Origin of the sequence: Nonomuraea sp. NPDC048892 (assembly GCF_040649735.1) — a bacterium.
Classification (GTDB): domain Bacteria; phylum Actinomycetota; class Actinomycetes; order Streptosporangiales; family Streptosporangiaceae; genus Nonomuraea; species Nonomuraea maheshkhaliensis.
This window is the reverse complement of sequence record NZ_JBEZFZ010000007.1, coordinates 367047-379524: the sequence shown is the minus strand read 5'-3', so window position 1 is coordinate 379524 and position 12478 is coordinate 367047. Positions and strand designations below refer to the sequence as shown.

General features: G+C 71.3%; 13 protein-coding genes. 9 read left to right on the top strand and 4 right to left on the bottom strand.

Annotated features, from left to right (window positions below):
• Positions 1-21: 21 nt before the first annotated feature.
• The 6 genes from AB0C28_RS25840 (at position 22) to AB0C28_RS25815 (ending at position 6378) form a co-directional block, all read left to right on the top strand.
• Positions 22-1266: an arginine deiminase gene (locus AB0C28_RS25840; RefSeq protein WP_357852130.1), complete on the top strand. Its 1245-nt coding sequence runs from the start codon at positions 22-24 to the stop codon at positions 1264-1266.
• 74 nt (positions 1267-1340) lie between these two features.
• On the top strand, positions 1341-2348 hold the full coding sequence (gene argF, locus AB0C28_RS25835) for an ornithine carbamoyltransferase (protein WP_357852127.1): 1008 nt from the start codon (positions 1341-1343) through the stop codon (positions 2346-2348).
• A complete protein-coding gene (arcC, locus tag AB0C28_RS25830; RefSeq protein ID WP_357852124.1) occupies positions 2349-3284 on the top strand; it encodes a carbamate kinase in 936 nt (311 codons plus the stop codon).
• 9 nt (positions 3285-3293) lie between these two features.
• Complete coding sequence (locus AB0C28_RS25825) at positions 3294-4715, top strand: amino acid permease (RefSeq protein ID WP_358077971.1); 1422 nt, start codon at positions 3294-3296, stop codon at positions 4713-4715.
• Positions 4716-5582 carry a universal stress protein gene (locus tag AB0C28_RS25820; RefSeq protein WP_357852118.1) on the top strand — a complete coding sequence of 289 codons (867 nt, stop codon included), beginning with the start codon at positions 4716-4718 and terminating at the stop codon, positions 5580-5582. It begins immediately after the preceding gene.
• Between the two features lie 301 nt (positions 5583-5883).
• Positions 5884-6378: a transcriptional regulator gene (locus tag AB0C28_RS25815; RefSeq protein ID WP_026214021.1), complete on the top strand. Its 495-nt coding sequence runs from the start codon at positions 5884-5886 to the stop codon at positions 6376-6378.
• Positions 6379-7297: 919 nt separating this feature from the next.
• Here AB0C28_RS25815 and AB0C28_RS25810 read toward each other — a convergent pair.
• The 3 genes from AB0C28_RS25810 to AB0C28_RS25800 form a co-directional block, all read right to left on the bottom strand.
• On the bottom strand, positions 7298-7744 hold the full coding sequence (locus tag AB0C28_RS25810) for an SAV_6107 family HEPN domain-containing protein (protein ID WP_357852115.1): 447 nt from the start codon (positions 7742-7744) through the stop codon (positions 7298-7300).
• Positions 7745-8265: 521 nt separating this feature from the next.
• Positions 8266-8457, bottom strand: a complete 192-nt coding sequence (locus AB0C28_RS25805; protein WP_357852112.1) for a ferredoxin — start codon at positions 8455-8457, stop codon at positions 8266-8268.
• Positions 8458-8463: 6 nt separating this feature from the next.
• Positions 8464-9657 carry a cytochrome P450 gene (locus AB0C28_RS25800; protein WP_358077968.1) on the bottom strand — a complete coding sequence of 398 codons (1194 nt, stop codon included), beginning with the start codon at positions 9655-9657 and terminating at the stop codon, positions 8464-8466.
• Between the two features lie 96 nt (positions 9658-9753).
• On the opposite strand from AB0C28_RS25800, the gene AB0C28_RS25795 reads away from it, so the two are divergent.
• Both AB0C28_RS25795 and AB0C28_RS25790 read left to right on the top strand, forming a co-directional pair.
• Positions 9754-10356 carry a helix-turn-helix domain-containing protein gene (locus tag AB0C28_RS25795; RefSeq protein ID WP_357852106.1) on the top strand — a complete coding sequence of 201 codons (603 nt, stop codon included), beginning with the start codon at positions 9754-9756 and terminating at the stop codon, positions 10354-10356.
• Positions 10357-10476: 120 nt separating this feature from the next.
• On the top strand, positions 10477-11010 hold the full coding sequence (locus tag AB0C28_RS25790) for a hypothetical protein (RefSeq protein WP_358077965.1): 534 nt from the start codon (positions 10477-10479) through the stop codon (positions 11008-11010).
• Here AB0C28_RS25790 and AB0C28_RS25785 read toward each other — a convergent pair.
• Positions 10985-11896: an NmrA family NAD(P)-binding protein gene (locus tag AB0C28_RS25785; protein WP_358077962.1), complete on the bottom strand. Its 912-nt coding sequence runs from the start codon at positions 11894-11896 to the stop codon at positions 10985-10987. The two genes, AB0C28_RS25790 and AB0C28_RS25785, sit on opposite strands and share 26 nt — an antisense overlap.
• Before the next feature lie 82 nt (positions 11897-11978).
• Between AB0C28_RS25785 and AB0C28_RS25780 the strand changes: the two genes are divergently transcribed.
• Complete coding sequence (locus tag AB0C28_RS25780) at positions 11979-12380, top strand: helix-turn-helix domain-containing protein (protein WP_357852097.1); 402 nt, start codon at positions 11979-11981, stop codon at positions 12378-12380.
• Positions 12381-12478 lie beyond the last annotated feature (98 nt).

Sequence of the window (12478 nt, the reverse complement as noted above, 5' to 3'; positions counted from 1 at the left end):
TTTGAGGGGGATAGAGCAGGGATGACCTTCCATGTCGAGTCCGAGGTAGGACGGCTGCGCCAGGTCCTGGTGCACAAGCCCGACCTCGCGCTGAAACGGCTGACCCCCACCAGCAAGGACGCCTTCCTCTTCGACGACGTGCTCTGGGTGCAGCGGGCGGTCGAGGAGCACGAGGAGTTCCAGCAGGTGCTCACCGACCGGGGCGTGGTCGTCCATGAGCTGGCCGACCTGCTCAGGGAGACGGTGGAGATCCCCGAGGCCCGCAAGCACATCCTGGACGCGGTCATCGACGAGCGCTGGCTGGGCCCCGTCGCCATCGACGACATCCGCAACACCCTCGACGGGCTCGACTCCGCCACCCTTCAGCTCTACCTGACCGGCGGCATCACCAAGCGCGAGCTGGTCGCGATGGGCTGCGAGCCCAAAGCCGTGACCTTCCACGCCACGGGCGACGACGACTTCATCCTGCCGCCGCTGCCCAACCACCTGTTCACCCGCGACACGTCCTGCTGGATCTACGACGGCGTGTCGATCAACGCGATGAAGAAGAAGGCCCGCATGCGCGAGACGGTCAACATGGAGGCCGTCTACATGTACCACCCGACGTTCGCCGGCGGCTTCAACCGGCCCGGCCAGGGCGGCTACCACTGCTGGATGCCCGGCCAGTCGGTGGCCCCCGCCACCATGGAGGGCGGCGACGTGCTGGTCATCGGCCGCGGCGCGGTGCTGATCGGGATGAGCGAGCGCACCCAGCCGCAGGCGGTCGAGATGCTGGCGCAGCGGCTGTTCAGGGCCGGCTCCGCGCACACGATCGTGGCGCTCGACATGCCGAAGGCGCGCGCGTTCATGCATCTCGACACCGTGATGACGATGCTGGACGTGGGGGTGTTCACCAAGTACGCGGGCCTCGGCATGCTGCCCGCGTACACCATCGAGCCCGGCGACACCCCCAAGGAGCTGAAGGTCACCGACCACCCGCCCGAGGACATGCACAAGGCCATCGCGCACGCGCTCGACCTGCCGGACATCACGGTCCTGACACCCACCCAGGACGTGTACGCGGCCGAGCGGGAGCAGTGGGACGACGGCTGCAACGGCCTCGCGCTCGAACCCGGCGTGGTCGTGGCCTACGAGCGCAACACCACCACCAACAACCATCTGCGTGACAACGGCATCGAGGTGATCACGATCAGGGGCAGCGAGCTCGGCCGGGGCCGCGGGGGGCCGCGGTGCATGAGCTGCCCGCTCGAACGTGACGCCGTCTAGGGGGATCTGGTCCAGATGAGCACCGTCCAGATGAGCACCGTCCAGATGAGCACAGCCCGGGTGAGCGCCGCACGATGACGGCCGTCGACCTGCGCGACCGCAGTTTCCTGAAAGAGCTCGACTTCACGCCGGACGAGCTCGGCTTCCTGCTGCGCCTGTCGTCCGAGCTGAAGGCGGCCAAGCACGCCGGCGCCGAGCGGCCGCGGCTGCGCGGCAGGAACATCGCGCTGATCTTCGAGAAGACCTCCACCCGCACCCGCTGCGCCTTCGAGGTGGCCGCCCACGACCAGGGGGCGCACACCACCTACCTCGATCCGGCCGGCACCCAGCTCGGGCACAAGGAGTCGGTGGCCGACACCGCGCGGGTGCTGGGCCGCATGTACGACGGCATCGAGTACCGCGGCAGCAGGCAGGCCCACGCCGAGGAGCTGGCGGCGCTGTCGGGGGTGCCGGTGTGGAACGGGCTGACCGACGAGTGGCATCCCACGCAGACGCTGGCCGACGTGCTCACCATGCGCGAGCACGCCGGCCGGCCGCTGCGCGAGGTGTCCTTCGCCTACCTCGGCGACGCGCGCAACAACATGGGGCACTCGCTGCTGGTGACGGGCGCCATGTTCGGCATGGACACCCGCGTCGTGGCCCCCAGGGCGCTGTGGCCCGACCAGGAGTCCGTGCTCGGGCCGGCCGAGCGGGTGGCGGCCGGCACCGGCGCCACGATCACCGTGACCGACGACGTGAACAAGGGCGTCAAAGGGGCCGACTTCCTCTACACCGACGTGTGGGTGTCGATGGGCGAGCCCGCCGAGGTGTGGGACGAGCGGATCAAGCTGCTGCTGCCGTACCAGGTGAACGAGGCCGTGGTGAAGGCCACCGGCAACCCCTCGGTGAAGTTCATGCACTGCCTGCCCGCCTTCCACGACCGCGGCACCGAGGTCGGGCGGGAGATCTACGACAGGACCGGGCTGGACGCGCTGGAGGTGACGGACGAGGTGTTCGAGTCACCGCGTTCGATCGTCTTCGACCAGGCCGCGAACCGGCTGCACACCATCAAGGCCATCATGGTCGCGACCTTGGGAGACTGAATGCGGGTCATCGTGGCTCTGGGCGGCAACGCCGTCCTGCGGCGCGGCCAGCGGCCGGACGCCGACACGCAGGTCGCCAACGTGCGCACGGCCGTCAGGACGCTCGCCCGGCTCGCGGCCGAGCACGAGCTGGTCATCACCCACGGCAACGGTCCCCAGGTCGGCATGCTGGCCGCGCAGTCGGCCGCCGACCCCGGCCTGACCAGGCCCTACCCGTTCGACGCGCTGGGCGCGCAGACCCAGGGCCTGCTCGGCTACTGGATCCAGCAGGCCCTGCAGAACGCGCTGCCGGGCCGCCAGGTGCTCGCCATGGTCACGCAGACGCTCGTCTCGGCCGTCGACCCCGCGTTCGAGCGGCCGGCCAAGTTCGTCGGCCAGGTCTACGAGCGGGAGGAGGCCGAGAAGCTGGCCGCCGAGCGCGGCTGGACGGTCGCCCAGGACGGCCGCCACTGGCGCCGCGTCGTCCCCTCCCCCGCCCCGCAGCGCGTGGTCGAGACCCGGCTGATTCGCCGGATGACGGGCGAGGGCGTGATCGTGGTGTGCGCGGGCGGCGGCGGCATCCCCGTCGTGCGCGACGAGCGCGGGCGGCTGACGGGCGTGGAGGCCGTGATCGACAAGGACCTCACCACCTCGATGCTGGCCGAGGCGCTCGACTGCGACGCGTTCCTGAGCCTGACCGACGTGCCGCGCGTCATGCGCGGCTTCGGCACGCCCGAGCAGAGCGAGATCGGCCACACCACCCCGCACGAGCTGCGGGCGCTCGACTTCCCCGCGGGGTCGATGGGGCCGAAGGTGGAGGCGGTCTGCCGGTTCGTCGAGACGACCGGCGACATGGCCGCCATCGGGCGACTGGACGAGGCCGAGCGCATACTCGACGGCTCCGCGGGAACCATCGTCACACCCAACGGCAGGTGGCCGCTGACGAGCACGCTGTAGGGAGCGTCCATGACACTGGCCGGGCGTCTCTTGCGTACCAAGCCGACCGAGCGCATCGTCGCCGAGGGCGGTCACGGCGAGGGCGGAGAGCTGCGGCGCACGATGACGTTGTGGCAGCTGACGCTGTTCAGCGTCGGCGCGACGCTGGGCACGGGCATCTTCGTGATCCTCGGGCAGGCGGTGCCCAAGGCGGGTCCCGCGGTGGTGCTGGCGTTCGCGCTGGCGGCGATCACGGCGCTGTTCTCGGCGCTGTCGTACGCCGAGCTGGCCGGCACGATCCCGGTGTCCGGCTCGTCCTACTCGTACGCGTACGCGACGCTGGGCGAGCTCGTGGCCTGGATCTGCGGCTGGTGCCTGATGCTGGAGTACGCCGTCTCCGTGGCGGCGGTGGCCGTCGGCTGGGGCGAATACCTCAACTCCTTCCTGCACGCCCTGTTCGGCTTCGAGCTGCCGGACGCGATCACCCGCTCCCCCGGCCAGGACGGCGGCGTGGTCAACGTCACCGCGATCGTCATCGTGCTGCTGGCCACCTGGCTGCTGCTGTACGGGGCCTCAGAGAGCGCCAAGGCCAACGCGTTCTTCGTGCTCATCAAGATCGCGGTGCTGCTGTTCTTCTGCGCGGTGACGTTCACCGCCTTCCAGTCCGGCAACCTCGCGCCCTTCGCGCCCATGGGCGTGGCCGGCATCACCGCGGCGGCCTCCCAGGTGTTCTTCTCCTACATCGGCTTCGACGCCGCCTCCACCGCCGGCGAGGAGGCCAAGAACCCCAGGCGTGACCTGCCGCTGGCGATCATCCTGTCGCTGGTCATCGTGACCGCCGTCTACGTCCTGGTCGCCCTGGCCGCGGTCGGGGCGATGCCGTGGACCGAGTTCGACGAGGAGGGCACCGAGGCGAGCCTGTCGTACGTCGCCAACCTCGCCGTGGGCGCCACCTGGCCCGGCCTGATCGTCTCCTTCGGCGCGGTCGTCGCCATCGCCAGCGTCGTGCTCACCGTCATCTACGGCCAGACCCGCATCCTGTTCGCGATGTCGCGCGACGGGCTCATCCCCCGGATCTTCCAGCGGGTCAACCCGCGCCGGCAGGTGCCGGTCGCCAACACGCTCATCGTGGCCGCGTTCATCTCCGTGCTGGCCGGGCTGGTTCCGCTCGGTCAGCTCGCCGAGGCGACCAGCATCGGCACGCTGTTCGCCTTCGCCATCGTCAACGTCGGCGTGCTCGTCCTGCGTTACCGCAGCCCCGAGCTGCCGCGCAGCTTCCGCACGCCGCTGTTCCCGGCCACGCCGGTGCTGGGGGCGATCCTGTGCGTCGTGGTCATGGCGGGGCTGGCCGGGGTCACCTGGCTGGCCTTCGCGCTGTGGATGCTCGTCGGCCTGATCTGCTACTTCCTGTACGGCTATCGCCATTCACGGCTGAATGCCGAGGTGGACTGAATGAAGCTGGACAACGTCCTGGCCGGATACGTCGCGAACCCGCGGGGACGCGACGGGCTGGCACTGGCCGTCCTGCTCAGGGACCGGGCGCGGGCGCGGCTGACGGTGGCGAACGTGCTCCCGCCCGCCACCTCCGCGCCGGGGCCCGCCAGGGCCGAGGAGAGCGCGTGGCGGGCCTACCTGCACGAGCAGGCCGCCGTCACCCTCGCCCAGGCCCGCGAGCTGGCCGGCGACGACGCCGAGTACGTCACGCACACCCATCGGGGCAGCGGACGCGGACTGGTGGAGCTGGCACGCAGGCGCGGCGCGGACGTCGTGGTGATCGGCTCGGCGCCGGGGCGCGGCAGGGGGCTCATCTCGGTGGGCAGCACCGCCGACCAGCTCCTGCACAGCTCCTCCGTTCCCGTCCTGCTCGCACCGCGCGGCTACGGCGACGATCCGCCGGCCGCCTTCGACCGGCTCACCGTGGCCTACCGGCGCGGCCCCGGCTGCGACGTGGCGGTCAAGGACGCGGCCAGGGCGGCCGCGGCGCTCGACGTGCCGCTGCGGCTGATCACGCTGGTGGTCAGCAGCGGCAGGCGGGTGAGGATCGAGGAAGAGATGCTCGCCCGTCTGCGCGACCAGGCCGCGGCCGACCTGCGCGCCGCGGCCAGAGGGCAGCGGCGGCGCTCGCCCGTGGAGGTCGAAGTGCTGGAGGGCCGCAACGTGGCCCAGGCACTCGCCGCGACCTCGTGGCTGCCCGGCGAGATGATCATATGCGCTTCCAGCGACACCGGGCCACTCAGGCGGGTGTTCCTCGGGGACACCTCGATCAAGATCGTCAGGGCCTCGACCTGCCCTGTCATGGTGCTCACCAGACAGCCTTGACCGCCGCGAAAATGTCGTCAAACCCTGACGAAGCAGCGTTACCAGTGGGGCATGAGGGGCGTTTGCGGCGTTCCCTACCGGACCGGATTCGGCATCTTTTTTCCAATCAGCTTGACCTTCGGCGTCCACCCCTTTACCGTCACTGTGCGTAACCACACCGCGCGGCGTTCTGGGGTAAACCCAGGGCCATGGCTACCGATGGTGCCGAGCCTGGCATCAGACCCCCCGGTGGCCGGGGCATACGCCGCAAGGGAGCACAATCTACTGAGAGCGATACATACGAGAGCCGGGGGGCCACACGATGCCGTCTGAGTACGCAAAGTCGCTGGGTGCACGACTCCGCGCCATCCGCACCCAGCAGGGGCTGTCCCTGCATGGAGTCGAGGAGAAGTCGCGTGGCAGGTGGAAAGCCGTAGTCGTTGGCTCTTATGAGCGCGGCGACCGAGCGGTGACCGTGCAGAAGCTTGCCGAGCTTGCCGACTTCTACGGGGTGCCCGTCTCCGAGCTGCTGCCGGGCGGAGCCGCCCCCAGCCCGCTCGGGCCGACACCCAAGCTTGTGATCGACCTGGAGCGCCTGGCGACTCTGCCCAAGGAGAAGGCCGGCGCCCTTGCCCGTTACGCCGCGACGATCCAGAGCCAGCGCGGCGACTACAACGGCAAGGTGTTGTCGATCCGCCAGGAGGACCTGCGCTCCCTGGCCGTGATCTACGACAAGTCGCCGAGCGAGCTGACCGAGGAGCTGATCAGCTGGGGCGTCCTCGACGCCGAGGCCCGCCGGGCCGTGGAGTCCTTCTGAGACGTCCTTGAGGTCGTCCGGCCTCGGGCCCGCTGGTCCTCCAGCCCGAGGCCTGCCACTTTGAGACAGTCAGCTTGAGGCCCCGGCGGTTCCGTTCCACGCCGGGGCCGCCGGTTCAGACCCTCGGTCCACGGACGCCCGTCCGGAAGCCACCCGCTTCACCCTGGGGCCCGCCGCACATCGGCGGGCCCTTCGGCATCCCCTGCCGGGCGCACTACACGGAGCACCACGGTCCGAAGCCGGACCATGAGCACGGCAGGGGCTCAAGCAGGCCGCTGCGACGCGCAGGCCACCGATCTTCGGCCCACCCACCCATGCGCGGGCTTCACGCCGTCCAGGGGCGTCGTGCGCTCACGCGCGTGCGGGTACGGGTGTTGTGCCGCTCCGCGCCTCCGGAAGCCATCCCCCCGGAAGCCATCCCCCCGGTAGACAGCCAGCCGGTAGGCAGCCAGTCGGCGGGCCGCGATGGGGTTGCCGCAAATGGCCCTGGTGGAGGTGCCGGACCGGCGTGCTCGGCAGCGATGCCGAAAGGCTCGGAGGCGCGTCGGCCGGGCGTGAGCGTGCCGGAGGTCGGCCCGCTCGAACGGACCACACCCGGAAGGCATCGCACCGGAAAGCAGCCCAGGCGCCGACAGCGCCGGTGATTGCCTTGGTGGCGGTGCCGGAAGGCGCGCTCGGCGTAGCGGCACCGAAAGGCGCGCGAGCCGGGTGTGTGGATGCCCCAGGGAGCGACCCGGTCCAGACGGGTCGTGCCCGGGGACACCCCGCCGGAAGGCGGCCCGGCCGGAGGTGGGTGCGTCCGCGCGCGGTCAGCCCGTCGGCTGCGCGGCCGCCGGGAGATGCCGCCACCGGCCGGGACGGCCACCGCTCGCCAGGGCGAGCGCCGGACCTCTTGCCGGGGCGGAGGGTAAGACGCCGGTCAGCCGGCCAGGGGGACGTTCACCGGGAGCTGGGGCTGCCCTGGAATGCCCAGGAGGTCTTCGACCGCTGAGACGAAGGTCTCGGCCTCGGCCAGGATCTCGTCCGCGTCGGCGGCGCTGATGCGGCGCACCATGCCCGCCTCCGCCGCCGCGCGCTTGTCGGCGGTGGTGGCGAAGTAGGCGGCCCACTCGGCCAGGTGCGGCTCCGCCTCCGGCAGCAGCTCCCACGCGCTGCGCAGGCGGCGCCGGCGCCCCTCCATGGGGCGGGGCCGGGCGGCCAGGATCGCCGCCGCAGCTCGGAGAGCCGCCAGGTGGGCGGCCACATATCGGGATGCCGGGGTGCGAGCGCCGGTCGCATCCGCCAGGCAGGAACGTGAATCGGTCAGGTGTGCCCGAACCGCAGCCGACAACCGGGGCCCGGGCGTTTCTCTAGGCCGTGGTGCCATCTTGCGCGCCTCCTTGGAGTCGTGGGCGGCGTCCGGCGTCTCCGCCGGTGATGCCAACAATCGCAGACGCCACCGACATTTCCGCCGGGCTGGCCGGACGAGGAGCTTCCCCTCACCCCGTCCGGCCAGGACACGCCCGCTCGTCTCCGCCGACGACGAGGACGCGCCCTTCGCCCGTGGAGCCTGGCCGCGGGGATCGCTTGGGGAAGCGAACGGCCCGCGACCAGGTCCTGGTGACGTTGAGCCGCGAGCCTCACCGTCACTAGGTCGAACATAATTTCGATCACGCTTGGTGTCAACCGATTCCACGAACACAGGTTCGATGACCATGAAGAGAAAGTGCCCACCGGTGACCGCTGACCGTCGCGTTCGCTCGACCGTACGGGCATTCGCGCCACCGTACGGGCTCGCGCCACCGTACGCATTCGCGGCACCGTACGGGCATAAGAGAGCCGCCGTCGCGGGACAGGGCGCGGCGGCGGCGGATGGGCGTCAGGAGGGCGTCAAGGGGACGCCGGCCCTCACTCGACCGAGATGGCCCCGGACGGGCACAGGGTCACGGCACGGCGTACGGCGTCCTCCAGATCCTGCGGCGGCGCCTCCTGAAGGAGCACGACCGTGCCCTCCTCCTCACTCTGATCGAACACCGCCGGCACCGTCAGCGCGCACATGCCCGCCCCGATGCACACCGATTCGTCTGCCTTGATCTTCATCTTGACCTACCAAGTGACAGGGAGGCGGTGCACTCCGTAGATGGACATGTCCGAGCGCATCGGCACCTCCTCGGGTGTTACCGCCAAGCGTAGGCCAGGCAGGCGGCGCAGCAGCGCGGGGAAGGCGATGCGCATCTCGGCGCGGGCGAGCTGCTGGCCGAGGCACTGGTGGATGCCGTGGCCGAAGGTGAGGTGCCCGCCGGCGGGGCGGGTGAGGTCGAGTTCGTCGCCGCCGGCGAAGCGGGAGGGGTCGCGGTTGGCGGTGGGCAGGTGGAGGGTGACCGTCTGCCCGGCCTCGATCGTGACGCCCTCGATCTCCACGTCCCGCAGCGCCGTACGGATGGGGCCGAGGTGGATGATCGTGAGGAACCGCAGCAGTTCCTCCACGCCGTTGTCCACCGCCGACGGGTCGTCGCGCATCGCGGCGAGCTGGCCGGGGTTCGTGAGCAGCGCGTACGTCCCCAGCCCGAGCATGTTGGCGGTCGTCTCGTGCCCGGCGATCAGCAGCAGGAGTGCGACGCCGGTGAGCTCCTCGTCGTTCAGCTCGCCGGTCTCGACGAGCCCGCTGATGAGGTCGTCGGCCGGCTGGGCGCGCTTGCGCTGGATCAGCCCGTACATGAACGCGGAGATCCGCCCCAGGGCCGCCAGGGCGTCGTCCGCCTCGGTCTCCAGGCTGGCCAGGAGCTTGGTGTCCTGCTGGAAGCTCGAGCGGTCCTCGTACGGCACCCCGAGCAGTTCGCAGATCACCAGTGACGGGATCGGCAGCGCGAACTCCTGCACGAGATCCACCGGGCCGCCCGCGGCCGCCATCGCGTCGAGGCGCGCGTCGACGATCTCCGCGATGCGCGGTTCGAGGAGCTTCATCCGGCGCACCGTGAACTGCCCGGTCAGCAGCTTGCGGAAGCGCGTGTGCTCGGGCTCGTCCATGCGCAGGAAGAACCCGGGCGGCAGCTTGGCCTTGCCCTTGTCCGACAGGTTCATCCTGGCGGCCTTGATCGGCGGATGCTGCTTCTCGGTCAGGTTGCTGAAGTGAGGGCTCGCCAGCACCGCGCGGGCGGCCGCGTAGCCGGTCACCAGCCAGCCCTGGTGGCCGTTGGCGTACGTCATGCGGTGCAGGGCGCCGTGTTGTCGCAGCTCTGTGAGCTTTTCCGGCGGGTCGAGCGGACGCCGGCGGGTGGTGGGCATGGTCAGTTCGGACATGATCGGGCTCCTTTCCTATCTCCCTTCCTAGAAAACCTCAACGGATGCAAAATTTCAATGGATGCAACACTTCAATCCATGCAGTACAGTTCCGGCATGGCGGGTCTACGGGAGCGCAAGAAGCAGCGCACGCGGCAGGCGCTGATCGAGGCGGCGTTCCGGCTGTTCGACGAGAAGGGCTTCGAGGAGACGACCCTCGCGGAGATCGCGGCTCAGGCCGAAGTCTCGACGCGCACGTTCTTCAGCTACTTCGCCAGCAAGGACGACCTGATCTTCCATGACACCGACCAGCGCCTGGAGATGGCCGTCGGCGTCATCGCCGGGCGGGCGCCGGGAGAGACGCTGGTCGGCGTGCTGCACCGGCTCGTCGACACCAGCGTCGAGAACACGCTGAACCAGACGCTCGGCAAGAAGGAGGCGGCGGTGCGCACGCGCCTCATCCTGACGGAGCCGTCGCTGCAGGCCCGGGGGCTGCACCTGCTGTTCGACACCCAGCTGCGGCTGGCCAGGGCGCTGCACGAGTCCTTCGCCGGGGAGCTGACCATGGCGGAGTCGGCGGCGGCGATCGGGGCGCTGATCGGGGCGGTGAAACTGGCAGTCGTGGCCGATCTCCGGCCTGACCGCACGTTCGACGAGATCCTCGACACCGCCCGGCGGGCGGTGGAGATCGCGGTCTCCGGCCTGGGCTCCCTCTCCTGATCCCCGTTCCCGCTCGGCGCTCCTCTCCCCTCGGCGGGCGGCCGAGCCGGTGGTGGTGGGTCGCTCGGATCAAGGTCTTTTGAGAGGCTGTCCCCCTGAGCCGAGCGGAGAGGAGCGCCGATGGCGGTCAGCCGGGGGCGGGTGGCCGGTCTCGTTCTGCTGGCCATGGGGCCGGTCCTGGTCGCGGCGTACGCGGGCGCGGGACACGTGGCCGTCCGGGCGGGGGTGCGGGCGCAGGTGACGGGGCCTGGGTGGCAGGGCGGCCGGATCGACGCCGCCGGCATGACCTCGCTCGGGGTGGACGCCTGGCGGCTGACCTGGTGGACCGCCGCGTTCGCCGGTCTGGTGGCGCTGTCGTACGTGGTCATCGGCGCGCTGCTGCGGCGCGGGCGCAGGGGCCGCACACCCTTACTGGTGCTGTCGGGCCTGCTGATCGTCCCCTACGCCCTGAGCTTCGTCGTGGCGCTGGTCAACCCCGTCGCGCTGCTGGCCAGGCCGTACCAGTCGCCCGACTTCGCCGCCGGCCTGCCCCCGTGGCAGCCGGCGACGGCCTACCTTCTGCTCGCCGCGGGCCTCGCGCAGGGCGCGGGGCTGGTGCTGGCGGCCGCCGAGGGCAGGCGCACCGCCCTCAGCCGGCCGCAGCCTCAGCGCTGAGCCCCTCAGCGGCCTGGTTCACGGCCGCCGCGATCAGGTCGCGTACGGGGCGCGGCGACTCCACGAACGCCGGCAGGTCGCTCCCCCGGGCCTCCAGCAGCCCGGCGACGACGTTGGCGTACGTGGAGATCGTGTGCCCCGCCTGGTACGGCTCCATCCCCGCGAGCGCCGGCCGCACCGCCCCCAGCGGCACCGCCGCGTACGTCACCGGCCGTCCCAGCGCCTCGGCGACGATCGCGGCCAGGTCGTGCCCGCCGACCGCGTCCAGCCCCTCCAGCTCGTACGTACGCCCGGCGTGCCGCCGCTCCCCGCCCGCGACCACGTCCCGCCACGCCTCGGCCGCCACCCGCACCGCCACGGCGGCCAGGTCCTCCCTGGCCACCACCGACACCCGGCCCGTGCCGAGCGGCGCCGCGAACACCCCGCTCTCCACCGCGTCCGGCAGGCCCGCGAGCGCCAGGCCCGCCGCGATCTCGGCGTACAGGCCGTTGCGCAGCACGGTGACGTCGAACGGCGCCCCGGCCAGCCGCGCCTCGGTCCACCGGTGCGCCAGGGCGATCGTGAGCCGATCGCCGGACCCGGCCAGGCTGGTGTAGATCACGTGCTCGACGCCCGCGTCCGCGGCCGCCCCGACCACCGCGCCGTGCCGGGCGAGCACGACGTCGTCCTCGGCGTACCCGGCGGACACGAACACCAGCACCTTCGCGCCCGCGAACGCCTCCTCCAGCGTCTCCGGTCGGTCGAAGTCGGCGTGGCGCACCCGTTCCCCGTCGCCGGAGCTGCTGGCCCCGGCCACCTCCATGCCCTCCCCGATACCCTCCACGGCCCGAAGGCCGGCCAGGATCGAACCGCCCAGCGCTCCGGACACACCCGTAACGACGATCATGAAACACCCCTAATGTGGTCATCGCAGGTCGACGACCCCCAGGATGGGGGCGTTCCGGCGCTCGCCGTAAGGAGGCACTCTCATGTCGGTCGCGCACACCGGGGTAACCCTCCAGCCCACGGGCCCGTGCGGAGACGACGACTGCGGGATCAGGGACGTCCTCGACCGCATCGGCGACAAGTGGACGGTGCTGGTGCTCGTGGAGCTGGCCAAGGGGGTGCGCCGGTTCAGGGAGCTGGAGCGCGCGGTGCCGGGGATCTCTCAGCGCATGCTGACGCTGACGACGCGGCGGCTGTGCCGGGACGGGCTGGTCGAGCGCACGGCGTACGCGACGATCCCGCCGCAGGTCGAATACCGGCTGACGCCGATGGGCGCCAGTCTGGCGGAGGCCGTGGCGCGGCTGGCCGACTGGTCGCGCGAGCACAAGGACGCCATGGAGGACGCCCGCGGGCGCTGGGACGCCACGCACGCGGACGAGCCCTGAGCACCGCCGGCGAGAAACCCCGGCGTGAGGGCCGCAGCCCTTCAGGCGCGCGGAACGGCCCGGCGCGGGGTCGCAGCCCTCAGGGACGTGCGGCTGCC